The sequence below is a fragment of the Akkermansia muciniphila genome, assembly GCF_900184965.1.
GTDB classification, from domain to species: Bacteria; Verrucomicrobiota; Verrucomicrobiia; order Verrucomicrobiales; family Akkermansiaceae; genus Akkermansia; species Akkermansia muciniphila_A.
In genome coordinates, this window is record NZ_FXYA01000215.1 from 1 (window position 1) to 25,126 (window position 25,126).

Annotated in this window: 19 protein-coding genes; 11 read left to right on the plus strand and 8 right to left on the minus strand. The window is 52.5% G+C overall.

Translation table 11 applies throughout. The features are described 5' to 3' along the window. Positions 1–753 precede the first annotated feature (753 nt). Both clpB and CI070_RS13215 read right to left on the minus strand, forming a co-directional pair. Complete coding sequence (gene clpB / locus CI070_RS10880) at positions 754–3,336, minus strand: ATP-dependent chaperone ClpB (protein ID WP_094136641.1); 2,583 nt, start codon at positions 3,334–3,336, stop codon at positions 754–756. Between the two features lie 240 nt (positions 3,337–3,576). After that, the gene (locus CI070_RS13215; protein ID WP_143245649.1) at positions 3,577–3,879 is read right to left on the minus strand and encodes a hypothetical protein; all 303 of its coding nucleotides are present in this window, start codon (positions 3,877–3,879) and stop codon (positions 3,577–3,579) included. Between the two features lie 173 nt (positions 3,880–4,052). On the opposite strand from CI070_RS13215, the gene CI070_RS10890 reads away from it, so the two are divergent. Together CI070_RS10890 and CI070_RS10895 are read left to right on the plus strand one after the other, a co-directional pair. Continuing rightward, positions 4,053–5,033, plus strand: a complete 981-nt coding sequence (locus CI070_RS10890) for a hypothetical protein (RefSeq protein ID WP_143246914.1) — start codon at positions 4,053–4,055, stop codon at positions 5,031–5,033. A gap of 6 nt (positions 5,034–5,039) precedes the next feature. Then, positions 5,040–5,726, plus strand: a complete 687-nt coding sequence (locus CI070_RS10895) for a PEP-CTERM sorting domain-containing protein (protein ID WP_094136644.1) — start codon at positions 5,040–5,042, stop codon at positions 5,724–5,726. A 188-nt stretch (positions 5,727–5,914) separates the two neighbouring features. Here CI070_RS10895 and CI070_RS10900 read toward each other — a convergent pair whose 3' ends face one another. Together CI070_RS10900 and CI070_RS10905 are read right to left on the minus strand one after the other, a co-directional pair. Continuing rightward, positions 5,915–9,652 carry a glycoside hydrolase family 2 TIM barrel-domain containing protein gene (locus tag CI070_RS10900; RefSeq protein ID WP_440588066.1) on the minus strand — a complete coding sequence of 1,246 codons (3,738 nt, stop codon included), beginning with the start codon at positions 9,650–9,652 and terminating at the stop codon, positions 5,915–5,917. A 193-nt stretch (positions 9,653–9,845) separates the two neighbouring features. Further along, on the minus strand, positions 9,846–10,907 hold the full coding sequence (locus CI070_RS10905) for a lipid A deacylase LpxR family protein (RefSeq protein ID WP_179218429.1): 1,062 nt from the start codon (positions 10,905–10,907) through the stop codon (positions 9,846–9,848). Positions 10,908–11,030: 123 nt separating this feature from the next. Between CI070_RS10905 and CI070_RS10910 the strand changes: the two genes are divergently transcribed. The 6 genes from CI070_RS10910 to CI070_RS10930 all read left to right on the plus strand — a co-directional run bounded on the left by CI070_RS10910 (position 11,031) and on the right by CI070_RS10930 (position 14,987). Continuing rightward, the gene (locus CI070_RS10910) at positions 11,031–11,846 is read left to right on the plus strand and encodes a TatD family hydrolase (RefSeq protein WP_179218431.1); all 816 of its coding nucleotides are present in this window, start codon (positions 11,031–11,033) and stop codon (positions 11,844–11,846) included. A 69-nt stretch (positions 11,847–11,915) separates the two neighbouring features. Continuing rightward, positions 11,916–12,389, plus strand: coding sequence for a LysM peptidoglycan-binding domain-containing protein (locus tag CI070_RS10915; RefSeq protein ID WP_094136647.1), 474 nt, complete (start codon positions 11,916–11,918; stop codon positions 12,387–12,389). A 30-nt stretch (positions 12,390–12,419) separates the two neighbouring features. Continuing rightward, complete coding sequence (locus CI070_RS10920) at positions 12,420–13,151, plus strand: L,D-transpeptidase (protein ID WP_094136648.1); 732 nt, start codon at positions 12,420–12,422, stop codon at positions 13,149–13,151. 609 nt (positions 13,152–13,760) lie between these two features. After that, positions 13,761–14,066 (plus strand): hypothetical protein, encoded by a 306-nt coding sequence (locus tag CI070_RS10925; protein ID WP_094136649.1) that lies wholly within the window; start codon positions 13,761–13,763, stop codon positions 14,064–14,066. 204 nt (positions 14,067–14,270) lie between these two features. Continuing rightward, entirely contained in the window at positions 14,271–14,444 is a 174-nt protein-coding gene (locus tag CI070_RS13995) for a hypothetical protein (protein WP_218824063.1), read from the plus strand. 102 nt (positions 14,445–14,546) lie between these two features. Continuing rightward, complete coding sequence (locus CI070_RS10930) at positions 14,547–14,987, plus strand: hypothetical protein (protein ID WP_094136650.1); 441 nt, start codon at positions 14,547–14,549, stop codon at positions 14,985–14,987. A 287-nt stretch (positions 14,988–15,274) separates the two neighbouring features. Here the strand turns inward: CI070_RS10930 and dnaN are convergent, their stop codons facing one another. Then, complete coding sequence (gene dnaN / locus CI070_RS10935; RefSeq protein WP_094136651.1) at positions 15,275–16,375, minus strand: DNA polymerase III subunit beta; 1,101 nt, start codon at positions 16,373–16,375, stop codon at positions 15,275–15,277. 451 nt (positions 16,376–16,826) lie between these two features. Here dnaN and CI070_RS10940 point away from each other — a divergent pair, with 451 nt between their 5' ends. Beyond that, positions 16,827–17,555, plus strand: coding sequence for a LamG-like jellyroll fold domain-containing protein (locus tag CI070_RS10940; RefSeq protein WP_143245650.1), 729 nt, complete (start codon positions 16,827–16,829; stop codon positions 17,553–17,555). A 69-nt stretch (positions 17,556–17,624) separates the two neighbouring features. Here the strand turns inward: CI070_RS10940 and CI070_RS10945 are convergent, their stop codons facing one another. After that, positions 17,625–18,347, minus strand: coding sequence for a hypothetical protein (locus CI070_RS10945; RefSeq protein WP_094136653.1), 723 nt, complete (start codon positions 18,345–18,347; stop codon positions 17,625–17,627). Positions 18,348–18,884: 537 nt separating this feature from the next. On the opposite strand from CI070_RS10945, the gene ribD reads away from it, so the two are divergent. Continuing rightward, positions 18,885–19,940, plus strand: a complete 1,056-nt coding sequence (gene ribD / locus CI070_RS10950) for a bifunctional diaminohydroxyphosphoribosylaminopyrimidine deaminase/5-amino-6-(5-phosphoribosylamino)uracil reductase RibD (RefSeq protein ID WP_179219374.1) — start codon at positions 18,885–18,887, stop codon at positions 19,938–19,940. A 460-nt stretch (positions 19,941–20,400) separates the two neighbouring features. Here ribD and mnmG read toward each other — a convergent pair whose 3' ends face one another. Then, a complete protein-coding gene (mnmG, locus tag CI070_RS10955; protein WP_094136655.1) occupies positions 20,401–22,287 on the minus strand; it encodes a tRNA uridine-5-carboxymethylaminomethyl(34) synthesis enzyme MnmG in 1,887 nt (628 codons plus the stop codon). Further along, complete coding sequence (holA, locus tag CI070_RS10960) at positions 22,287–23,417, minus strand: DNA polymerase III subunit delta (protein WP_218824898.1); 1,131 nt, start codon at positions 23,415–23,417, stop codon at positions 22,287–22,289. The genes mnmG and holA overlap by 1 nt, the downstream gene beginning before the upstream one ends. A gap of 226 nt (positions 23,418–23,643) precedes the next feature. Here holA and CI070_RS10965 point away from each other — a divergent pair, with 226 nt between their 5' ends. Next, positions 23,644–25,107, plus strand: coding sequence for a trypsin-like peptidase domain-containing protein (locus CI070_RS10965; RefSeq protein ID WP_179219375.1), 1,464 nt, complete (start codon positions 23,644–23,646; stop codon positions 25,105–25,107). Positions 25,108–25,126: the final 19 nt, after the last annotated feature.

The following is a 25,126-nucleotide window of genomic DNA, read 5'->3' on the forward strand; positions in this document are numbered from 1 at the left end:
AAATGGAATCTTGCGATTTCATTTGCGCCATGCTTCAGCCGGCTCTTCCTTCAAGTTGTGTCTCTTGAAGGCCTCTTCGCTCTGCCTTGCACGGCGCGCGTCACGACCTTTTTTCTTTCCCCTCGCTTCTACCAAACCACCCCTCTCAGAGCCAGGTCGCTCCTTCGGGCCTTTTACTCCTCCGGCACCTCTCGGCGCCCTCGGAAAACCCTCGGCGGTTTTCGGTAGTCATTCCCTTGAAATCTTCTTATCGCCCCTGCTTCCAGGGAGCTCTCCGGGTGGCCGGCTCCAGCCGCTTCCGTTACTCTTCCGAGTCCGTCTGCCGCCGGGCTTTTCATCCCGTCGCCGTGTTGGCGTGCCGAGAACTTTATCAACTTCCCCCTTTTTGTCAATTTTTTTCGAGATGTTTTTTCATTTTTTCCCGCGCCTCATTCAGACCACCCCTGTCCATACAGCCATTAACACACATATAATCAATGAGATGCCGTTTTGTCATAATCCCCCATCCTGTCGCGTCTTTTTTTGAACGCTTCCCTTTTTTCCCATCCCACTTCCCCGCCTCCCAGGGGAATTCAGCCCCCTTCCGCCCCTCTACAAGGAAGGCTGGTTTTCCAAGCACACTCTATTCCCTCTCCATAGCGTCACTACTCTCACCAAAAAAATGCTCCTTCCCATTCGAACAATAAACAGGGGCGCAGCTAATGCCGCGCCCCTGTCCGCTCCCGGCAATATACCGGCAAGCATGCTTTTCAGTTATTTTTTCTCCTTGGTGAAGTCCAGTTTGCCGTCTTTTTCCCTCACCACGATTTCCGTTCCTTCCGGGAAGTCTCCTTCCAGAAGCTTGAGACTGAGCGGGTCCAGAAGATCATGCTGAATGGCTCGTTTGAGAGGACGGGCTCCATACACAGGATCAAAACCATGATCCGCCACCAGAGCCGTAGCTTCCGGAGTCATGCGCAAAAACAGGCCCTTGGCTTCCAGACGCCTGCGGACACGCTGAAGCTGAATGTCCACAATGCCCTTGAGTTCCTGCGCCGTGAGCCGGTCAAAGATGATGATTTCATCAATGCGGTTCAGGAATTCCGGACGGAAGTGGCCGCGCAACGCTTCCAGAGCCTTGGCTTCCCTCTGTTCCGCATTGGCTTCATTGAGGATGTACTGGCTGCCGATGTTGGAGGTCATGATGATGACCGTGTTGCGGAAGTCAACCGTACGCCCCTGGCCGTCCGTAATGCGGCCGTCGTCCAGCACCTGGAGCAATACGTTGAAGACGTCCGGGTGAGCCTTTTCAATTTCATCGAAGAGAACCACGCAGTACGGACGACGGCGCACGGCTTCAGAGAGCTGACCGCCTTCTTCATACCCCACGTATCCGGGAGGCGCCCCGATGAGGCGCGCGACGGAATGTTTTTCCATGTATTCGGACATGTCAATGCGGACGATGGCGTTCTCACTGTCAAAGAGGAATTCCGCCAGCGCCTTGCTGAGTTCCGTCTTGCCCACGCCGGTGGGTCCCAGGAACAGGAAAGAGCCGATGGGCCTGTTTTCATCCTGCAACCCGGCGCGGGCGCGTCTCACGGCGTCGGATACGGCCTTAACGGCCTGTTTCTGCCCGATTACGCGGGCGCCCAGACGCTCTTCCATGTGCACCAGCTTGGCACGCTCCCCTTCCTGCAGACGGGCGGCGGGAATGCCGGTCCAGGTGGCAACCACTTTGGCAATGTCTCCTTCCGTGACTTCCTCCTTCAGCAGCCCCCCATCTTCCTTCTGCATTTTGCTGAGCTTTTCCTTGCCTTCCGTCAGGGCGCGCTGGGCTTCCGGAAGTTCGCCATAGGTGATTTCCGACGCGCGGGTCAGGTCACCCATACGTTTGGCCCTTTCGCTTTCCAGTTTGAGGGTTTCTATTTTTTCCTGTTCCCTGCGGACGGCGTCCAGCACTTCTTTTTCGCTTTTCCATTTGGCAATCATGGAACCGGATTTTTCCTTCAAGTCGGCCAGGTCCTTGGTGATTTTTTCCAAACGGGCCTTGCTGTCGGCGTCTTCTTCCTTCGCCAGCGCCTGCCGCTCCATTTCAAGCTGCATGGCCTCACGTTCAATCTGATCAATTTCCGTAGGCATGGAGTCCAGCTCAATTTTGAGGCGGGCTGCCGCTTCATCCACCAGGTCTACTGCCTTGTCAGGCAGAAAACGGTCGGAAATATAACGGTCGGAAAGGGTGGCCGCCGCTACGATGGCAGCGTCCGTAATACGCACTCCATGGTGGACTTCATAGCGTTCTTTCAAGCCGCGCAGAATGGCGATGGTATCTTCCACGCTGGGTTCGGAGACCATGACGGGCTGAAACCGGCGCTCCAGAGCCGCATCTTTTTCAATGTATTTGCGGTATTCGTCCAGTGTTGTCGCGCCGATGGTCCGCAGTTCCCCGCGGGCCAGGGCGGGCTTGAGCAGGTTGGAGGCATCCACCGCCCCTTCACTGGCGCCCGCGCCTACAATGGTGTGCAGTTCATCGATAAACAGAATGATTTCACCGTTGGAATCCGTTACTTCCTTAAGGAAGGATTTCAAGCGTTCTTCAAATTCACCGCGATATTTGGCTCCGGCAAGCATGGAGCCGATGTTGAGGGATACAATGCGCTTGTTGCGCATGCTTTCCGGCACGTCGCCGTTGACAATGCGCCGCGCCAGACCTTCCGCAATGGCGGTTTTGCCAACGCCGGGCTCCCCGATCAGGACGGGATTGTTTTTCGTCCTGCGGGAAAGAATCTGCAAAACGCGGCGGATTTCCGTATCGCGGCCGATGACGGGGTCAATTTTACCGGCGCGGGCGCGGGCCGTCAGGTCCGTCCCATATTTTTCCAGCGTCTGGTATTTGCCTTCCGGGTTGTCGTCCGTCACGCGCTGGTTACCGCGCACTTCCTTCATGGCGGCCAGATAGTTATCCTTGGTCAGCCCAAAGGTGTCCGTCAACTGGTGCACTTTGTTTTGCGTGTCCAACGCCCCAAGCATGAAGTGTTCCACGCTGAGGTAGTCGTCTTTGAGCTTTTTGCGTTCCTCTTCCGCAGCCTGCATGACGGTAGCCAGGTCACGCCCCATCTGCGGCTGCGTGGTAGCGCCGCTTTGAGTAGGTTCGTGGGAAACCTCCCTTTGGGCTGCCTGGAGAAGCAGCCCCGGATCGCAAGAGGCTTTGCGGAGAATAGGGGAAAGAATTCCGCCTTCCTGCTCCAGTAACGCCACCAGAACGTCCAGAGAGGAAATTTCCGGTTTTCCAAGCCGGCCTGCAGTTTGCTGCGCCTGCATCAGCGCTTCCTGAAATTTTGTTGTTAGATTGTTAAGCATGGTATGTTGGTATTTTAGACATAAGAATAACTCCAACCGTTGAATGGAAAAACAGGATTTTTCCTGTTATCTAAAAATTTTTTACCCCTTCGGATCCCCCGCAATATCACCTGCACGCTCAACGAATTATTGGAAAGTCCGCCTTGAGCTGACGGAAAGCGGTGAGGGTGCCGATATGTTCATGCCGCTAAGGGAAGATTATTTGCAAATAATCTCATTCAGGATTGAAGAAACTTCATATCAGTCTAAAAAACCAAAGAGAGGATATTGCACGACTGCCGATCCGCTGTCCCTGTCTTTCAACTGATTAAACCAAACCGACAAAAATCCAGTGTGAAAACCGCCCCGATAACCGGAGAAAGACGCGGAACCAAGGCACCGGCTAATGCCGGACGATTTTTCCGCCAGGATATTCTCCGGACCGGGGCGGTCAATTACATCCCACTCATCGGGAACAATGTATCCAGCGCTGCGTTCAAGGTCATCACGTTGATTACGTTTCCCCCGCTTCTGTTCCGGGGGAATTGAAAAAACGGCGACCATCCTCCCTAATGTTTTAAATCCCGGGCGTATCCCCGGATACACCGGAGGCTTCCTCTGTCCGGGAAAAAGTTTAACAAATGAAGAACGGAAATGTTCCTTCCTTTCCTAATTGACAAACGATTCCCTTTCTTTTTAATGGGTTAATGTTTATCAATCCGGCACACTGTCTGCCAGTGTCTCTTTGCACATGCGTGCTGCTTTCGGCAGCAAGCGCCTCCCTGCATGCGGAAACGGCTTACAGTACGCCCTGCGGCTATATCCAAACACCCCTGTACGCCAAAGCAACGGGTTATCTGGGTTTAGGGGTGCATCCGGAAGCCTTGGTACAGCACACCCTCAAAGAAGACAACATTGCCATTTCCGGCAATAAAGTCACCATCACGGATCCGGACGTCAATTTCAACGACCTGATGAATGAAAACTCCGCCTATGTGCTGGTTCTTCACTTCGGCAATGAAGTCATGGCTCTTCCCTTAAACCGGGATGGATGGAAAAAACCGGGATCTTGCTGGACGGAACATTCCATTAAAGTGGATGACCGCCTTCTTTCCGACCTGGTAAGAAAGGGAACTCCCCCCGATTCATACGCTCTGCGCAAAACGCGCACTCTGGATGATATTCTTGGCGTGGACAACCAGTTTGGCCTGAAAAGCGGCTCCGCCATGTCTGCGGACACCGTTAACATCTTTAATTCCGCAACCACCAAGCTTGCCGCTTATTACTCCGGAAGCGAATGGAGAAGGAGGGGATCTACGGAAAATATCGGCGGCATGCCGGTGTTCAGCCATGAACCCCTGACCATTACGCGCAAGGCCGGTTCCGATGTTACAGCTGTGGTCGTTGGGGAAGTATCCCTGAAGAACCAGAAGCTGGTCGTTCCCACATTCAACTCCCTTCTTCACACCCGCCTGCCTCTTTCCCAGACCCTGGCTGAAACAGCTCTGCAATTGCCTGATGACGCCGTCATCAACATTCCCGCAGATGGCAAGAATGCCATGGTCAAGGTCGTCAACAACAACGGTTCCTGGAAACGTCAAGACAATGGAGAGGATGTTTCCAACGTCCCTTTCCATGGAGTTTTTTCCATCTACTATGAATCTTCCAAGACACCTTCCTACATCACGGTGTCCAGCAAACATCAAACCAATAAATAACCAGCCATGTTCTATCGCTCCCTTTTCACCAATGCTTTTACCGCCTGCGCTTTCTTTTCTGGAGGGATTGCCCTGGCGGACAGTTTCAATATCAGCAATGATGATCCCTCCGCGTATTCCCTAACCAATTCCCTCGGAAATCCGCTGAATGCAGGCAATGCTGTTTTAGGCGCCTTCAACAGAAATACTTGGAGTTATGATGTGACCAGCCGGCAATGGAACTTACAAGGTAATTCGTATGCACAGGATCAACTGAAATACAGTGATCTGATGAGCATACAGAACAATTTCACCAGCACGCTGACAAATATACCTGAAGAGCAAAATGGCAGCGTCACTGACGGCAGCTTTAATTTGTCTGGAGATTATTCTTCTTATACCCCGACATCCCCCGTTTATTTAATGGTGACGGGACAGGATGGAGAAACAGCTTTTTTTGTCTTTAAAAACGCATCCAGCGACAGTCTGCTTAATTATGATAATATAAAGATATCCGGCAACGAGCCGTTCGATCTGTGGCTTACGACGAAGGAGCAGGCTCTCATAAACGATCTTGACTACTATACGGAATGCATCCTGGGAAATATCAATCTGGAAAACAATACCATCCAGCTTTTGATTCCGGAACCCGCAACAACCACCATGAGCTTGCTGGGCTTGACAGCCCTGATGGTACGCCGTAAACGGAAATAAAAGTTTCCTCTTTCGTCAAACCTCTGTACGGGTATTTTCTGTACAGAGGTTTTTTGTGCCGTCAACTATTCGTACTCCATTTCCCTCTGCATTTCCCGCCAGAATACCCATAGTGCCCGGCAATAAAACGCCCCGCGCGCTCTGGAAAAGCGGCGGGGCGTCTATTCACGCAGTGAAAACCGCGGGAGTTATTTCTTAACGGGAATGATATCCAGTTCCGCTACGGCGGCGTAATCCCGCCCCTGCGTCTCACTGAGGGCGGAGAAACGGAAATAACGCGCCTTGACGGGGGCCTGGAATTTCACTTCCTGGAGGTCCGCACTGTCGGGGAAGGAACCCTTGGCGGCAGGCTGCCATTTCTCTCCGTCCGCGCTCACTTCCACGGAATAATCTTTCACGCGGCCATTGTTGTTGCCATCCTGGCGGGGAAGATAAGTAATTCCGGAGAATTCCCGCTCCTTACCCAGGTCCACGGCCAGCACATGCGGATGCTTGGTCACGGTTTTATTGTATTCAGAGTGCCAGAAAGTGCCGGGATCACCGTCAATGGCGAATTCGGCGTCCGCTTCGCCCTGCTCCTGGCTGGTTACGCTTTTAACCGTGTACTTGTCCGTGCGGGCCAACATGGTCATATCCAGCCGGGCCGCGGGCACGCGGATTTCACCTTTGTAGGACTTGGCGGTAATGGGCCGCATAAAGAAGGACATCGGGTAAGGCTTATTCGCCTTGATGATGTCCCTGCCCATGGGGCCGGGACCGCAGGAAGCCCCCCCCAGACCGCGCGTGGCGGAAGAAAGAACCAGCACGGTCTTATCCGTCGTCTTCGGCAGTTCCACGGGGTGGTTTGCCTGAATCAAATCCGTGGTGGTATACGGAAGAGCGGAGAAAGCGAACGGCGCGCCCACGGAACCGAAAAGCAGGCCCCGCCCCTTGTCGTCCGTAACGGCCACCCAGCGGGTATCCTCATGGTTGCCGCAATCCTGCGGTCTGCCGTACGGGAAGAAAGAATCCCAGGCCGTCGTTTTATACACGCCCAAAGGCATGCCGCTCTTGCGGTCCGCGTAGTTTTCTTCCGGCCCGCGGCCATAGTAGGCTACGTTGTCCATATTCGCCGGCAACTGGAGCTCGTATCCCAGGCGCAGCAGCTCCAGGGGATTGCCGCGCGGAAGCAGCACGGACTGGCAGACAACCGTTCCATCAGCGTAAATAGTCCATTCCAGATTATTGATGAAATGGGTGTTCGTATCGTTCAGGGGTTGCTTCCTGGCCGTGATGGTGGTCTTGGTATCGCCGTAGCCGCTGATGTTTTCAGCCTGTTTGCCGCTCACCTTGACGGATTGCTTGACGGTGACGCTGTCGCCGTTATCAATGGCTTCGTAACTGAGCAGTTCATGCTTCAGTTCACGGAGGCCGTTAGCCATGCTCTTGGCCATGACGCCCGGCTCATTGCTGGAGGCGGCGCGCAGGGCGTTCACCGCCATGGGCGTTTTGAACAGAGGCTTGCCGTCCACTGTGAACTGAGCCAGTTCTCCGGTGGCCGCGTCAAACTGAACGGAGAAATCCCTGCCGGAAACGGTATGTTTGTCCGCGCTGAGGCTGACTTTGCCCGCAGGGGCCTTGAACAAAGGTAGATCTCCCTGTACGGGAAGCTGAAGCTGGTCAAAGGCCAATTCGTACCCCTTCTTGGCCCACTCCTTGTCCTTCTTCAGCTTGTAGCCTATACGCAGAGCATACTCCGCCCCCGGTTTCCGGTTTTTCAACTGGGGAATGTCCGGAATGGGAACCACGATTTTTTCTCTGGGTCCGGCCGGAGGCGTGTCCAGCTTGCCTTCAGCCACCACATTTCCGTTCTCCGTCAGGGTCCAGGTAATGTCATAGGGAGAAAGATCCGTAAAGAAATTCTTATTGAAGATGGAAATCCTGCCGTCGTCCGTCAGAGATGTGGAAATATTCTGATAGACATGCTTGACTTCAAAATAACCCGGTTCCGGCGTGCGGTCCGACAGGATGGTGCCGTTGAACACGAACTGGCCGCTGTTGGGATGATCGTTGAAATCGCCGCCGTAGCAGAGCATCTTTTCTCCATTCGGCAGGGTCTTGTACAAGCCCTGGTCCACCCAATCCCAGATAGCGCCGCCCATAATGCGGTCGGAAGACTCAATGGCCTCCCAGTAATCCGCCAGGTTGCCCATGGCGTTCATCATGTTGTGCGCGTACTCGGAAATATAGTAAGGCTTGGGGAAATCCTTGTTGCCCGCCATGGAACGCGTCCAGTCCACAGACGGGTACTGGTTGGACCCCAGATCCACAATGTCATTATTGCGTTCGTAATGGGTGGGGCGGGACATGTCCCTGGCTTTCACCATCTTTTCCGCAGTGCGGAAGTTCTGGCCGGGGCCGGCTTCATTCCCCAGGGACCACATAATCACGCAGGGATGGTTCTTGTTGCGCTCCACCATCGCCATGATGCGGTCCACGTGGGCCGGCATCCACTCAATGGGATGGGAAATGGACTCCTTGCCATAGTAATAGCCGTGGGACTCGATGTTGGCCTCATCCTGCACGTAAATGCCGTACTTGTCGCAGAGGTAATAGAAATAAGGATCCGCGGGATAATGGGAACAGCGCACATGGTTGATATTGGCGCGTTTCATCATCCGCACTTCTTCCTCCATCTGCTCCGGAGTCACGTAATGCCCTGTTTCCGGATGGCTTTCATGGCGGTTCACGCCTTTTACCTTCACCGGCTGGCCGTTCACCAGGAACACGCTGTCCTTAATCACCACATTGCGGAAACCCACGCGGGCGGAAACCATTTCTTCCGTTTTCCCGTCACGCTTCAGCGTCAGTACCAGGGTGTACAGGTTGGGATCTTCCGCGGACCATAGCCTGGGTTTGGAATAAATGCCAAGCAGGGAGGTTTTAAAATCCTTCATGCCGGTAAGACGCAAGCGCTTTTCCAATACGCCGTCATATGGCGCGTCCTTGGGCTTGACAGGTTCCACCAGCTTGCCGGCAGCGTCATACAGGGCCATGGAAACCGTGCAGCCATCCAGTTTTTCCGTTGCCGGAAACAGATTGCGTACATCCACATCCACCTGAAGGCGCCAATCACCGTTCACGGTGCCCGGTTTGGCATGGTCAATATTCAGGGCCCAATCCCTTTGGTCCACCGGATTAGTCTGCGCGAAAAAGTCGCGGATGTGAACTTTGGGCAGCGCGAAAATGGAAACATTGCGGAAAAGGCCGGACAAGCGGAACATGTCCTGGCATTCCAGATATGCTCCGTCGGAATGGCGGTACACTTCTGCGGCCACCACGTTTTCCCCCTTCTTAAGGTAGGGGCTGATATCAAAACGGGCCGGATTTCGGGAATCTTTGGAAAAACCTACATACTGCCCGTTGATCCAGAGGTAGAAGAAAGAATCCACGCCGTCAAACTGCATGTACACTTCCCTGCCGTCCCAATCCGCAGGCACTTCAAAGGTGCGGCGGTAGGAACCTACGGGGTTCCGTTCCTTGTAGGACGTGTAATTCTTGTTGGAAGGCTCCTTCATTACATAAGGCCAGGAGCGTTCAAAGGGATACGGCTGATTGGAATAAATGGGGGTGCCGTAACCCTGCGTCTGCCAGGAGGAAGGCACCTTAATCTCCTTCCAGTCCTTTACGTCGTAATCCGGCTTGTAGAAATCGGCCGGGCGGCTCTGGGGATCTTTCGCCCAGTGAAACTTCCACTGACCGTTCAGGGACCTGCGCCATTTGCTGTTTTCCGGCAGCACTTTCAAGGCGGACTGCAAATCGCTGAAAGACGCGAAGAAGGCGGTTGGCGCTTCCTTATTCAAATGCAGGTTCTGTTCCTGTTCCCATTCCAGCCCTGTAGGGGCTGGCGCGGCGGCGGAATCGCCCGGTGCTCCCAGGCCGCACATGACGGAACCTACCGCCAGCGCGGTACAGGATAAAAGCCAGGATCTGGTCGTTCTCATGAAATCAATATGTGTCGGAGTTGATATGCACAAACGGATTGTCCAGTTACATACGAATCCGCAATTCTAATTCTAACAGCAAACTTGCCCTTTGCAAGCTGCTGTCACGTTTATGCGCGGCCTGCAAACGCAGCCGTTAAAAAGTATGCCGGAGCTGGAGAACGCCCACACACTGCATGGATTCCTGCTGGGTGTACTCCTTGGTCATGTAATGCAGGCCGAAAAGCAACTCTGAGCGCTTGTACCGGAGGCCGAAGCCATAGCCCCATTCTCCCACCACAGGATACTTGTTCACATACTTGGGGGAGGAACGAAACACCGTGCCATCCAGATACAGGTCATGGGCCACGGCCCGCACGGCGGCGTGAAGATAACCGTAGTACCCCCAGTTGGAAACGGACGTCCTGTTGTAAACGAAGGGAGGCGCGGCGCTGGTCGCGCCGCGAATGCTGTTCTCCGGAGAAGTATTGCCCAGATTATAGCCGAAGCGGAAAGACATGCCGCCCCCCGCTTGCACCATTACTGTGCCGGCGTCTGCGTGCCAGTAAGCCAGAGCGTCCGTTTCAAAACCAGAGCCGTAGCGCTTTTCCAGTCCGCGCAGGCGGTAATAACGCTTGAAAAACAAATTGGCGGTCATCTCTCCGGGGAGCTGGTTGGCCCAGCCGGGCCATTGCTCCATACCCCACAGTTTATGAATAAAATGCTGGGAGCCTTTCGCCAGGGAATTCGTGCCCGTGGTACCCAGCTGCAATTCCAGGGAATTGGCCCTGTCTTCATTCTTAACCAGAGAAGTAAGCCCCAACGTCAGGCTTCCCACATAGGGATGCTGGTTGTACAGGGGATAGGTGGCTTTCTGCTCCGGAGTATACATAAGCTGAGTCAAGTCAAGTCCCCACTGCTGGCGCAAATTGGGAGAACCGTCCATTCCCATGAACCGGCGCCAGGAACCTGAAGCATTCGTACCCCCCAGAACCGTCCCCAGCATGCCGGAAAAAGTCTGGCTTCGGGATGTGGTGCCGGACATCCAGGCAAACCGGACGCCGTTGGTATAATTGTCATCATCTCCCACGAACATATCGTTTTCCAGATGAAAACTGATAACGGGGCCCTCCTGCGGAGCTTCCATCTGCTGGGTTCCTGCCTGAAGGGAAGCCACCGGCAACAGGGCGGCGCACATGCACAAAGCCGTACATTTCATGCGGGGCAGTTTGTGCGTTTCACTTCCGTGTGGCAAGGAAAAATCAGGCATGCCCTGCGTTTGCTCTTTTCAAAGCCGGCAAATATCCACAAACTTCCCCTGCCCTTCCGGGGTTTCTATGCCATGATCATTGACACGCATTGCCATCTGGCCTCCTCCCAATTCGACCAGTCCCGCAGGGAAACCTACGTTCAGCATGCCCTTCAGGCAAACACTGACCGCATGATTACGCTGGGGGCACGGCCGGATGATTGGGAGATGAATATAGCATGGGCACGCCAGTTCCCGGGCGTAGTCTTCTGCGCGCTGGGCATCCATCCGGATGATGCCCATGAAACGCCGGAAGGCTGGACGGACCGTCTTTTCCGGATAGCGCAGGACATTCCTCTGGCCGCCATTGGGGAAACGGGGCTGGACTATTTCCATGTTCCCCCCCCGGGCTGGGAGCAGGAAAATTTCCGCCGCCTTCAGCAGAATATGCTGGAACAGCATTTTGACCTGGCGGCGCGCCTGGGCCTCAATATCGTCCTGCATACGCGGGACCGGAAAGGCTCCGCAAGCTTTGAGGACGCCCTGGCGATTGCCCGGAACTACGCGGGCCGCGTGCGTCCCGTCTTTCATTGCTTCATCGGAAATGCCGCTCAGGCCACGCGAATCTTTGACGAACTGGACGGCATGGTCTCCTTCACCGGAGTGGCTACTTTTAAAAACGCCTCCGCAGTGGCGGAAACCGCAAGCTGGTGCCCGGAAAACCGTATCATGCTGGAAACGGATTCCCCCTACCTCAGTCCGGAACCCCTCCGGGGCCGCATGAATGAACCCGCCCATCTCATTCATACAGCCCGGTTCATCGCCGCTGCCAGAGGCATGAACCTGGAAGACCTGGCCCATGTGACGACCCGAAATGCGGAAACCTTTTATAATCTGGGCAAGGTCTGAAAAAAAATCCCGACAATCCGCGCTGCCGCCTTGAATCCGAAATCATAAATTAGTATGAACAGGGCACACATGAAAACGCCATTTATTTTAACCTGCGCTGTTGCGCTGGTATTACCCTTCTCTTCCTGCTCCACCCAGAATTCCTCCACGGCCGGCTATGACACCGCAGAACCGGCCAGCGGCGAAATCCCGCCGTGGATCGCGGAAAGCTCTGATCCCGCTTACGAATCCGGCCATTACAGCCCGGTTCAGAATTCTTCCAGCTACGCTTACAATCCTCCCGCCAAACCTTCCGTCACTAAAAAATCATCCGCGCGGAAGAGCACGTCCGGCACCAAATCCTCCCGCAGCACAGCTGCCAGAAAGAGCTCCTCCCGTAAATCCGCTCCCAAGGCCCGCACCTACACCGTGAAGAAAGGCGATACGCTGGGAGCCATCGCCCGCAGGAACGGCACCTCCGTCAAGGCTCTCAAGAGGGCTAACGGCCTTAAGTCCGATCTGATTCACATCAACCAGAAGCTGACAATCCCGCGTTCCAAGTAATCCGGGAAACCCCTCCCGGTTTCACCACTTATGAAGCCTCTCTTTCTCCTGGCCGTCTTCCCCGTGGTTCTCATGGGGTGGATGTCCTGTTCCCACTCCGGCACGGGCCATGCGGCCCTGCCGGATCCGCGCACCGTGGACAAATCCGTCCCGGAGTATAAAAACCCGTTTCATCCTTCTACGTACGCTCATTTCGTGGCCCGCAAGGACTACCGGAAAACGTACGACGTCTATAAGGACGACACCCTGTTGAACCGCCAGCCGAAAAAATCCCGGAAAATCTTCGTCTGCCTGGACGAACAGCGGGGCCAGTATCTGGTGGACGGATTGGTCGCCATGGATTTCCCCCTCTCCTCCGGCGTCAAAGCCTATCCGACTAAAACGGGAGACTATACTGTGATCTCCAAAAAGGAAGACTACGCCTCCAACCTCTACGGCAAAATGTATGATGCCGAAGGCAAATGCATTAACTACAATGCCGAATCCACGGATCCCGTACCGGAAGGAGGCCGTTTTGACGGCTCTCCCATGCCCTACTGGCAGAGGCTTACCAATGCGGGCCTGGGCCTGCATGTAGGAAAAGTTCGGCGGCATCCTGTTTCTCATGGCTGCGTCCGTCTGCCGCGAAATGTTGCGGAAATCCTCTACAGGCAGACCAGCATAGGAACGCCCGTTACCATCCGGAAAACGCCGTTGCCCGTGCCGGAAGCGCAGAAAATCCCTCCCGCACAACAACAGGGATCCGGAGGCCGCAAGCAATAGCCTGCCGGAGCAATGCTCCCTTTAAAACACCACCTAATTTTAAAAAGGGCTGCCTGAAAAGCAGTCCTTTTTTCTATGCCGTTTTTTCCGAGGCATAAGCATAACGTACAAAAATTATCTTTCCTGAATTATTGCACTATTTTTGCGGGCCATACAACGAAAAGAAGCGTTTTGTAATCCTCATCGGAGGGCAAATAAAAATGCCGGATAAAATGACCGGGTAAAACCAACCACCTTATTCGGAATGCTCAGCATACCAGCAGGAACAGCGGTAGACCGGAATACTTGTCGGTCATGGAATCGGAAGCGACGGCATTGCCTCATAACAACATATGCATCCCTCTGCTGATGCTGCTTTCATCACAAAAAGAAAACCACTCCCGCATCAAATAGGTGAAGGACGCCGTTAAAAAGATTTTTCTCAAGCATGCCACTGCACGCGCATAGAATACCTGCAAGCGGACATTGACAACTTAACAGTTTGTCTTCCACGAACCGGCTACAGCCTTTAACAACCATTCAACAAAAGATGTTTTGTTGACAAAGTTTTTCTGGGAAAACGGCAGGATGGGGATTACCTTCTTCTGCAAGAACCCCTGAATTGTTGTTATGCCTGTATCTCCGGAGCGCATTCTGGAAAATTTGTTCCCCTTCTATCGGCAGGAAGAATTTCCCGTTCTCCTGCATCAATATAAAACGTGGTCGGAAAGCCGCCCGCTGGAAGGATGCCGGATTATTGACGCTTCTCCCGTATTCCGGAATACCTGCGCTAAATACGCTTCTCTTCTGGCCGCAGGAGCGAAGCTGACAGTAGCGATCTCTCCGGTAATGCCCCATGATCCAGATACAGTCGTATTGCTGGGGCAGTATGGAATTCCCGTGGTGGAAGCGGAACGGGCAGGCGGCTCTTACTGACGCAGCCAGGCGTGCTTTCTGCGCCGTTACGGCTACAGGGAAGCGGAATGCCATGTCAGGGCTTATTGACCCGGTTATACTCTTATCTTCCGGCATTTTGCTTGCCAATATGGGCGTGGGGATGAATGGGGGCCGGAAATTCCAAAGAACCGCCTGCTGAACGAAGGTCGCCCTCTTAATTTTATTCTGCCGGATCCTACGCAAATGCGTTACATTGATCCTCCCCTGGCTCTTCACAACCAGGGCGCCCTGGAACTTGTTGCGGGCCGGGTCTTGCCGGGTCTTTTTCCACCGCCGCCGGAAATGGAAGAACGTTTTCTTTCCCTGATACGTTCCTGCGGTTCCATACCGTCTGGAATGCTGGACTGGATTTCCTGACTTATCACCTTGTCTTTTCCGAAACAAAGCGGTATCGTACAGAGTACGGTTGGGAACTTAGCGTTCCATGGTCAGTCTGATGTTTCATTGACTTCGCAACTCATGAATACTTATTACTTCTACCGCAGTTATCAGCTGGGAGGGAAAATCCTCGCAACCCTGGGGTGCGGTCTGGCCTGGGCTTTTTTCGGTTCCGGCTGGTGGAACCTTCTTTTCGGCTTTCTTCTGCTGTTTCTGTGGCTTCCCGTTATCCTGGGCAGACCTTATTTTCTCACAATCACTTCTTCCTCCATCCTCTGGGGCAACAGCATTTCACGCAGGGAAATACCGTTGGAATTAATTGAACGCATAGGATGCACTCCAAATAATGAAGCAGAACCCGGATTGATGATCAAACTGAAGGACGGACGTATTCTGAATGTGGAACGCTCCTGTTTCCATTCCATGACCTCCGTTCGTGAAGCCATCCTTCAGGCATCCGGTTCTTATCCCTTTCATCTCGCTCCGGACTTGTTCGCTCCTCCTGGGCTGTTGAGCGAGTGATATGCAGCTCTCTGAATATTCTGTGGCCGTATCTTTTCATTCACCGATAATGGCATTCTTCCGCCGTCGCAGAGGTTTCCGGTGATAGTTCCTCGCACTCCATGTAGGAATCCTGCCTTTTCAAAGGAGGAGATTACAGTTTTCCCGTAATGGAAAATAAAAAATGTTCCACGTAGAACATTTGTGTGAATAACATCTTTATCCCTCACACTTTCAGTAAATAAAAAACAGGCGCCATGTTGCCACGGCGCCTGTTCCTCTGTATGAACGATTTTGTGCCACCAAAATCAATTGGGAGATCTCATCGGCATGAGCACATACAGGAACTCATCTCCGATCTTCAAGACGCCCGGGCTCATTTCATCAATGAGATTCAGCGTAATAATCGTATCCCCGGCCATCGTCTTCAGGGGAGCCATGAAGAAATCCGGATTGAAGGAAATGGAAAGCGGCCTTCCGGCATAAGTGATCGTCATGGATTCATGGGCTTCACCCACGCCTTCCGCACTGGAAGCCACTTCCAGCTCGTTTTCACGGAAGTTCAGCTTGATATTCGTACTCTTGTCCACGGAAAGGAGGGAGACGCGGCGCACCGTTTCCAGCAGTTCTCCACAGGGAAGTTCAATGCTTTCCTTGCAGTCCGTCGGGATTACCTGGCGGTAGTTCGGGTAATTGCCGTCAATCAGCTTGCTGATCAGTAACGTATCATTGATTTCAAAAGCGGCCTGGTTGCGGGTGAAACGGATGGTGGCGGTTCCCACTTCATCCAGCAGGCGGCGGAGTTCACCAACAGCCTTGGTGGGCAGGATAGCGTCCAGCTGCTGTTCTTCCGGGAATTCCAGGGCGGTTTCCGCCAGGGCCAGACGGCGGCCGTCTGTGGCCACCAGGGTCATTTTGCCGTTACGGAAGGAGAGGGAAATGCCGTTCAGCACGTAGCGGGTCGTATCCGTGGAAATAGCGTATTCCGTGCGGCGGATGCAGTCCCGCAATACATTCTGGTCCACCTGGTACACGGTTGCCTGTTCAAAGGACGGCAATTCCGGAAATTCATCCGCCGGAAGACCGTTCAGCTTAAACTGGGAGCGGCCGCATTCCACAGCAGCCTGGTTGCGCTGGTTGACATCCACCTGAACTTCGGCTTCAGGAAGTTCGCTGATGATGCTCACCAGCTTTTTAGCGGGCAGGGTCACGGAGCCTTCACGCAGCACATTCGCGGGAACTACGCCAGTAATGCATACGTCAAGATCAGTAGCCGTAAAACGTACCTGGCCGTTTTCAGCTTCAATCTTGACGTTGGAAAGAATAGGCAGCGTCGTCTTGGAAGACACGACGCTGGCAACCTGTCTCAGCCCGTCGAGAAATACTTGCTTGGAAATGGTAAACTTCATGTGTTTGTGCTTTTATCTGCCTCGCATCTTCTCATAACTGCCTTTCATAGTTCAAGCCATTTCTCCGTCAAACCCTAATATTTGGCAGTATTTTTTTAAAAGCATACTATATATAGTAATATGTGATTTCTCCGGGCATATCTTGCATGAATAGGTTTTTTAGATTATTTAAGCATTCTTAAAAATCCATTCCAGGGAATCAGATTTCTTCAATATCCTTGTGCGGATTATAAATCCGGGGTCAAATTATTTTTCTGAAAACAAATCATTTAACGGAAAAAAGATTACGGAGAAAATAAAAGAAGAGAAAACAGAAACGGCGTTCCTGGTGGAAAGAAAACGTACATCTCCAATAAACTTGCCGCATCTTGCGGAAAAAAGAGACAGTATCCGGATTTATAATCCGCTACCCTCCCATCGGATTGATTGTAACCCATATTTCAAAATTTCCGTGAAACGCTCATTGATTATTTTATCTTTACTGGCAGCGGCAGGCATGACCCACGCGGCTACTCCTGTCTATTCCTGGGAATGGACTGCGGAAGGAGCACAAATAACCGCCCCCAACTGGAACGGCTCCTTCAATTACACTTCCGGTAATGATTACGCCACGTTCGGCAGCGGTTCCGGCACTCCCTATAACGCAAACATAACGGGTATCACAGGCAGTTTTACCGTGAGCTTTGACCTGAAAAACCTGAGTTCCACCAGCAACGGGTGGAAAGACATTTTCAGCCTGTACACCAATGGGACGGTCTCCGGAGAATCCAACAGCATGGTGCTGGAATTCGCTGACAACGGAGAACTTTACTTCTACAACAAGGGGTTCGGCGGCCAAACCGGCGGAAATATCAATACGGGGTTGACCTGGACAGATCTCCAGCAGGACAACTGGAATAATCTAAGCATCATTTCCGATCTTTCCTCTCAAACGCTTTCCATTTACGTCAACGGCGCTTTGGCAGGCACGATTACCGAGTGGAATCCATCCTCCCCTGCCCTGACAGGCTCCCAGTTTGGGGCTTCTTTCGGAAATACCCGCCCCATGAACGGCACTTTGGATGTCAACAACATCAAATTTTACGACGGCGTCGTGCTTCCCGTGCCGGAAGCATCCACGGTTTCCCTGGGCCTGCTGGGGCTGGCCGCCCTGATGATGCGCCGTCGCCGGTGCTGCTGAAGCAACTTTAACCATTCACCAAAGGCCGCATGCCGGGAGACGTTTTTCCGCATGCGGCCTTTTCGGCATTCAGGAAATTTCCATTCTGCCATTCACGTCCCCCGTGAATACTTCCCCCGGCCTGGTCCAAGTACCGGGAGAAAGAACCCGCCCCGGCAAAACAACGGTATTGGCGCCCAGCCGCACATGGCTTCCAATGACGGCTCCAAGTTTGTTTCTTCCAGTAAATTCCAGCCTCCCTCCCGCCATCATTTTGTGTTCGCCGCCATCATGGCGAAAATTGGAACATACCGTTCCGGCGCCGAAGTTAACGTCATTGCCAATGATGGAATCCCCCGCATAACTCAAATGAGGGATCAATGTGCCGTCGCCGATAATACAATTTTTCAGTTCCACTCCCTGCCCTACTACGCAGTTATTCCCCAGAGACACATAACCCCTCAAATGGCAATTAGGCCCTATGCGGCAGCCATCTCCCGCCCATACGGTCCCTTCCACAACCACACCCGGCATGATGACGGTCCCGTCCCCCACCCGGAGCGCTCCCATAACACAAACCCCTTCCCTCCCGGAGAAATTCTCCCATTCCATCTTCTCCATCACTTTTTCCTGCCATTCCAGCAGATCCCAGGGATAAACGAGACGCTCTATTGCTGCCTCCTTCCGCGTGAATACCCGCGTCAATCCGCTTTCCCCGCCTTTCCGGGCCAGCAAATGCCCCTCTTCACTCCTTGCCTCCCCTGCCCCGCAGGAGGCAAGCCATATGGCCGCCTCTGGGGAAAAATCATGCATGGACACCTCTATGATTTCCCCTTTTTCTTCCCAAACCGGAGTTTCCGGATCGAAAACCGCTTCAAAGCCCGCCTCCCGAAGGCGGGCAGCGCAGTAGACGGGCTATATTCACTCCAGCCACAGAAAAGCCGTGGAAGGGCGCTTCAGGGCTTGTAGCGGGAAAAGTATGATCCCTCTCCGGAATATAAATCAATTTGGCAACCTTCACAAAAGAATGGTATGCTTTCCTCCGTGGCCTCTGCAAGGAAGAATGCGCGAATCTGTTTTACAGCCGCGCCTGCCAATAACCCTGTGAAAGAATAAGTCAATTAACTGCGAATATGGTGTGAATAACTTATTCAGATGTTATCCACATTTTTGCGTGACAAATTTATTAACAGTTGGAATGAGATTTAATGCTTTCATTTTCAGTAAATTGAAATCTTATTCACACTAGACACACGATAGAAGAAGAAGGAATTTAATATTGTTAAACCTAATATTCTTCAATCACACAACGTGATTGTCCTTCTTCCGGTTTTCATGCTACAAAACGGCGTGAATACGAAAAACCAGGATGACCGTTGGATGAGTATGGCCATAAAACTGGCCTCAAATGGGATCGGACTTACGAGCCCGAATCCCTGCGTGGGAGCGGTCATTGTACATGAAAACCGGGTAATCGGTTCAGGATTTCATAAAAAAGCCGGTTTGCCCCATGCGGAAAGAGAGGCCATTGCTGACGGAGCGGCGAGAGGCAATGCAGCCCTGTTCGCTGATTCGACTTTGTATGTTACTCTGGAACCATGCAGCACTTCCGGAAAAACGCCGCCTTGTACGGATGCTATTTTGCAATATCGTTTCAAACGGGTGGTTTATGGTTCGGAAGACCCCAATCCCAAGCACCGCGGCGCTGCAGCTGATATTCTTGAGCAGGCCGGCATCAAGGTTACCCGCGGGGTTCTGGAAAAGGAATGTGATCATTTAATCCGGGGATTCAGGTTGAACATGCTGGAAGGACGTCCCTGGGTAATTGCGAAAAGCGCCATGTCTCTGGATGGCCGCATTTCCCGCAGTCCGGAACGCTCCCAATGGCTGACGAATGAAAAATCCAGGTCTTTTGTACATACCCTGCGTGCCGAATGCGATGCGGTTCTCACCGGAGGGAATACCGTTCGTCTGGACAATCCGTCCCTGACCATTAGGAAACCGGATCGTGCTGTTTCTCTCCTCAAGGAACAACCCTGGCGTATTATTCTGACCCGTGATGTCGCTTCCATACCTGCGGATTCCATTTGTTTGACGGATGAATTTCGTGACCGCACCTTGATTGTGGAGAATGTTTTTAATTATTTGGAATTATTAAAAAAATTATATGATGATAAAAAAATAGGGACTCTCCTTCTGGAAGCGGGAGGCTGTCTGGTCCGGGAATTCTTGAAAGCCCGTTTGGTCGATGAGTGGGTGGGATTTTATGCTCCCATCATTATCGGCGGCGGTGCGGACGGCGTAGCGTCCGGTCCGTTTCTGGAGCATGAAGCCTGTCTTGAACAGCCTGTTGTGAATGCCTTTGGAGATGATGTGTGCATCAGGGGAGATATCTGTTACCGTTAATGGACGAGGGCTTTGTCTATTGATTATCTGAAGAATTTGAGACTTGGGAAAGTAACTTTCATTTCCGGGTAGATTTTACTATTCAGTCCTTTTTGCTCCCCTTACTTCTTGGAGTGATCTTCTCATGCTGTTTTTTTGTTATCGACAGTATGTCAATGATTTGTAATGGATAAATTGATCAATTAGAGAGACCGGTATTCAATAATACTCAAGGGATAATTCCATTTCTTTTTGCAACAGGCAGAGGAATGATGATTACTCAGAGAGAAAAAGGATCTGCTGTCGCACAAAAAGAATTCAGGGAACAGGATTGAATCTCTTTTATCAATTCCGCGCAATAACGACAGGGCGATACAATGGGATCATATACGGATCAGGGAAGCTTCTGTCATGTTTTTCCCATCATCCAGGCTCCGCATATCTCTCAGATTAAATTTCTGAATGAAAGAGGCACAGGATATTATGTTTGCTGCCTGCTGCGTTTTTGCAGATGCACGAGCAACAGGGCAATATCTGCCGGGGTAATTCCGGGAATGCGGGAGGCCTGTCCGATAGTTGCGGGACGTATATTGCCCAGCTTGATGACAGCCTCTTTTTTTAAGGCGTGGACATGTTCGTAATCAATATCGGCGGGAATAGTTTTATTTTCCATCCGTATGATTTTTTCCGCCTGTTTTTTCTGCCTTTCAATATGTCCTTCGTACTGTATATCCGTGGCAATGGCATCCAAATGTTCCACGTGGAACATTTTTTTCAGTTCTTCAGGCAATAGGGTCCAGTCGTTGCCGGGCCTTTTAAGCCATGTGGAGAGAGAAACCCCTTCGTGTTTGAGGGCGGCTGCTTTTGTTATTCCTTCATCAATGGCGTTTTTCCTGTCTTCCGCTTTTTGGGCCGTTTCACGGGTAATAAGGCCCGTTTCAAAAGCCAGAGGGGCCAACCGAAGGTCTGCGTTATCCTGGCGCAGCAGCAGGCGGAATTCTGCCCGGCTGGTGAACATGCGGTAAGGTTCATCGGTTCCCTTGGTAACGAGGTCATCTATCATGACGCCGATGTAAGCCTGATCACGGCGCAGCACCAGAGAAGGTTTGCCCAGGGTTTTCAGGGCGGCGTTCGCTCCCGCCATCAAACCTTGCGCCGCGGCTTCTTCATAGCCGGATGTGCCGTTGATTTGACCTGCAAAATACAGGTTTTCCACCAGTTTTGTTTCCAGTGTGGGATGCAATTGCGTAGGAGGACAGAAGTCATATTCCACCGCATATCCCGGACGGATCAGCTGCGCGTTTTCCAAACCGGGAATGGTATGAATGAAATCGCACTGAGCAGAGTAGGGCAGGGAAGTGGAAACTCCGTTAAGGTAGAATTCCTCCGTACTGCGGCCTTCCGGTTCCAGGAATACCTGATGGTTCGTTTTTTCCGCAAAGCGCACGATTTTATCTTCTATGGAGGGACAATACCGGGGGCCTACGCCTTCAATGATACCGCTGTAAAGAGGGCTGAATTTTAAATTTTTCCGGATAATGTCGTGCGTCGCCTGGTTGGTGTAGGTGATCCAGCAGGGCATTTGCTTCATCCGGAAATTTTCATCTCCCCATGTGTTCAAAGTGCAAAAAGGTTCGGAATCACGTTTCAGTATATCGCGGGAACGGTAACTGAACAGGGCTTCCGGAGTATCTCCAGGCTGCATTTCGCAGACGGAAAAGTCAATGGACTTTCCATTGACGCGGGGAGAAGTTCCCGTTTTAAGCCGTTCCACCTGAAAACCCAGCATGGCAAGATCGGCGGAAAGGCTGGAAGAAGCGCAACCCATTCGGCCGCCTGTTATGTGCTGAAGGCCTACATGAAGCAATCCCTTCATGAATGTCCCGGAGCAGATAATCACGCTGCGGGCATGAATGGCGCAGTCCAGAGAAGTAACAACTCCCGTTACCTGTTGTTCCCCGTTGACGAGCAATCTGACCACATCTCCCTGAAACAGGCGTATGCCCGGGGCGGTTTCCAGAACCATTTTCATTCTTGTGCGGTAGGCTGTTTTATCGCACTGGGCGCGGGGAGCGCGCACGCTGGGCCCCTTGGAGGCGTTAAGCATCCGGAATTGAATGGCGGTGGCATCCGTGTTCAATCCCATGGCTCCGCCCAGGGCGTCTATTTCCCGGACGATATGCCCTTTAGCAAGTCCCCCGATAGCCGGGTTGCAGGACATTTGCCCAATGGTATCCAGGTTATGGGTCAGGACGGCGACGGAACACCCCAGACGGGATGCTGCCAGCGCCGCCTCAATACCTGCGTGCCCGGCGCCGACGACGAGAACGTCAAACAGGGGGAAAACGGAAGAAGAGGAGGAGTTCATCAGGATGCGGAACAGATGGCAAGACGATGCAGAATCAGGCGGGGATCAAGAGAGGAGGACACTAGGGCTTTATCTGCTTTCATGCATTCTTTCAAAGTTTGCTTCAGCCGTTCCGTCTTGAATTTGGAAGCGTTCTGCGCCGCCAGAAAAAGCGGGTAAGCATTGGGAGAGCCGTCTTTTTTCAGGGGAATTAACGCGGCTGCATAAGAGGGCAGAGAAGAAATGCGGGCCGTAAATTCCTTGAAATTGGTGGGCTTCAGGTTGAATGCGTCACATAAAAGTCTGGCGGCCAGCAGATTCCTTAGAGTAGGGATGAATGCGGCGCGCATGATGGTGATGGCGTTTTCACCGCGTTCCAGTTGAAAGTCAATCAGAGAGATAGCCGCGTCGCTTTTCTTGTTTTCCAGAGCCCGGGAAATTTCAAAAATAACGCCTGTGCGCGTCAGCGGAACCATGCGCTCTACATCCTCCGGCATTACGGTGCGTCTGCCCGCTCCCAGATAAAGATCCAGTTTTTCAATTTCAGAAATGATTTGGCGGGAGGATTCGCTGACGCGGTGAATGAACAGTTCCAGGGCAGCGGAATCGAAATTCATACCTCGCGCTGCCGTTTCCTTATTAATGAGGGGCATTAAACTGCCTTCCCATCCTGCTTTGGTGATGTCCGGCTTGTTCAATTCTTCCGACACGGCGGATTGAAGCAGGAATTTGTTGAAGGAACGGCGCTTGTCAAATTCGGAGGCGGAAATAAGCAGCAGGACGTCCGGCCCCAGGCCGCTTTCTAGCAATTGCCTGAAGGAGTCCAGAGCCGCTTCCGTAGTGGAGGAACGTCCCGTGACGGAGTCTCCCAGAAAATTGCAGTTCTTCATCCAGACTACTTTGCGTCCCGGAAAAAATGGGAGGGTCCGCAGAGCTTCCGTAACCTGGCGTACCACCTGAGCCGCTTCATCGGAATCACCGCAGGCCGCTTCCAGAATTTCATGGGAAAATTCGTTCGTGCCTTCCGTCAGAGCGGCAAAAATGCCGGAAGCCTTTTCACGCACCATTCCTTCATCCGTGCCGAAGACGAGATGAATGGCTTGTTGTTGTAAAGCGCTGGAACCCATAAAACCGTAACCGCATGATATCATAAAGTACGGTTTGTTGAAAGGCGTATTTGTCATTTGCAGGTTTTTTCATTTGAAGAGAAAAGGCTTAAATAGTATCAATGGAATCGGAATGTCAAAAAGCGGCTGAAGCTTGACGGGCTCCGTTTTCAGGCATCCCCTTGTGATCAAGCCGCAAATCGTTTGATCGTTATTACGGCAGGGCATTTCCATGAGATCGACCATATGGACACGGGCTTTACTTGTCATCATGATGACGGTTATGATGACCGTGGTCTCCGTTGCCTATTGGAGATGGAACAGCCGTGTTACGGAGAAAAATGTTTCCTTCCGGTCGGAGGTGTTTACCCTGGCCCAGCAGCCTGAACTGAAGAAGGAGGATATTCCTGTTTTGCACCAGCTCAATGAGGAATATTCACGCGTTGCCCGGTTGGTGGAACGGGTATTGGTCAGCATAGATACTACAGGCGTGACAAGCGTTCCACAGCCTTCCGAGGACGGTGATTCCATGATTGAAAAAAGGCTGACGGTTCATGGTTTGGGTTCCGGCGTCATTGTTACTGAAGAAGGACATATTATTACCGCTTATCATGTCATTCAGAACAAGCATGCTCTGCGCGTTACGCTGAGTAATGGGAAAAGCGTTTCCGTACGTCTGGTGGGAGTGGACCCGGAACTGGACATTGCCGTGTTGCAGGTGGAAAACCCGATGACCTTTACCCCCCTTCCGTTCGGCAACAGTGATGAAATTGCGCCCGGCATGATTGTCCTGGCATGCGGCAATCCCTATGGGCTGGGCACGACGGTTTCCCGAGGCATTATCAGCTCCCGTGAACGCAAGTTGGTGGATTCCGGCATTAACTTGATCCAGACGGACGCCAGCATCTTTCCGGGGAATTCAGGCGGCCCCCTCATCAACATCCGCGGGGAAGTCATCGGCATCAACAAATCGGTGCTTCCCAACGTGGAGAAAAATTACGCCGGCATTGGGTTTGCCATTCCCTCCAATCTGGTGATGCACAGCTTTGAGCAGATTTGCAAGCATGGACGACCCATGAAAGGGTATCTGGGACTGGACATTGTGCGCAATACTCCTCCGCTTCGCAGCTTCCTGAATTACCATGAGGCTGGAGGCGCGGTCATCAACATCGTGAATCATGGCTCTCCGGCGGAGCAGGCAGGTCTTCAAACGGGTGACGTAATACTGAGTTTCAACGAAGTTCCCATCCAGACGGATGAGGAAGTGAAGGAGCGCATTGAAAATCTTTCCATCGGCGACAAGTTCCGGCTGAAAATCTGGCGCAAGGGGCAAAAGATGAACGTCACCCTGAAGGTGGGAGACAGTATTTTAAAGAATGTTCCTTCTCCTTGGGAAGACTTCATGGAAGGAGTGGGAATGCATTTGCGTGAACTGACTGCGGAGGAGCAGTCTATCGGCGCCCGGGGACTGCTGGTCATTCAGGTAAATCCGAAGAAATCCGTAGGGCAGATATTGCAGGCCGGCGATATGGTCTTTGCCGTAAATCACCAGAGTGTCAGCACCAAGGAAGCTTTGGTCAAAGCCCTTAGGGAAGGGCCGGCGTTGCTGACCGTTTCCCGCGACGGGCAGCAATTCAATGTGAAAGTGGATGCGCGCCCTGTTTCTGAAAAAACATTGCTTCCCCGCATCCCTGAGGCGACAGAAGGCAACGCCATTATACCGCACGAGCTTTGATCCGGCCTGAGCGGTTCCC

Coding starts and splice junctions, on each gene's coding strand:
- CI070_RS13215 (WP_143245649.1), bottom strand. CDS start 3,879: ATGGTCGCCGTTTTTTCAATTCCCCCGGAACAGAAGCGGGGGAAACGT.
- dnaN (WP_094136651.1), bottom strand. CDS start 16,375: ATGAAGTTTACCATTTCCAAGCAAGTATTTCTCGACGGGCTGAGACAG.
- CI070_RS10895 (WP_094136644.1), top strand. CDS start 5,040: ATGTTCTATCGCTCCCTTTTCACCAATGCTTTTACCGCCTGCGCTTTC.
- mnmG (WP_094136655.1), bottom strand. CDS start 22,287: ATGAACTCCTCCTCTTCTTCCGTTTTCCCCCTGTTTGACGTTCTCGTC.
- CI070_RS10910 (WP_179218431.1), top strand. CDS start 11,031: ATGATCATTGACACGCATTGCCATCTGGCCTCCTCCCAATTCGACCAG.
- CI070_RS13995 (WP_218824063.1), top strand. CDS start 14,271: ATGCGTTACATTGATCCTCCCCTGGCTCTTCACAACCAGGGCGCCCTG.
- CI070_RS10920 (WP_094136648.1), top strand. CDS start 12,420: ATGAAGCCTCTCTTTCTCCTGGCCGTCTTCCCCGTGGTTCTCATGGGG.
- CI070_RS10965 (WP_179219375.1), top strand. CDS start 23,644: ATGATGACGGTTATGATGACCGTGGTCTCCGTTGCCTATTGGAGATGG.
- CI070_RS10905 (WP_179218429.1), bottom strand. CDS start 10,907: ATGAAATGTACGGCTTTGTGCATGTGCGCCGCCCTGTTGCCGGTGGCT.
- CI070_RS10915 (WP_094136647.1), top strand. CDS start 11,916: ATGAAAACGCCATTTATTTTAACCTGCGCTGTTGCGCTGGTATTACCC.
- CI070_RS10900 (WP_440588066.1), bottom strand. CDS start 9,652: ATGTGCGGCCTGGGAGCACCGGGCGATTCCGCCGCCGCGCCAGCCCCT.
- CI070_RS10930 (WP_094136650.1), top strand. CDS start 14,547: ATGAATACTTATTACTTCTACCGCAGTTATCAGCTGGGAGGGAAAATC.
- CI070_RS10945 (WP_094136653.1), bottom strand. CDS start 18,347: ATGCATGATTTTTCCCCAGAGGCGGCCATATGGCTTGCCTCCTGCGGG.
- clpB (WP_094136641.1), bottom strand. CDS start 3,336: ATGCTTAACAATCTAACAACAAAATTTCAGGAAGCGCTGATGCAGGCG.
- CI070_RS10925 (WP_094136649.1), top strand. CDS start 13,761: ATGCCTGTATCTCCGGAGCGCATTCTGGAAAATTTGTTCCCCTTCTAT.
- holA (WP_218824898.1), bottom strand. CDS start 23,417: ATGATATCATGCGGTTACGGTTTTATGGGTTCCAGCGCTTTACAACAA.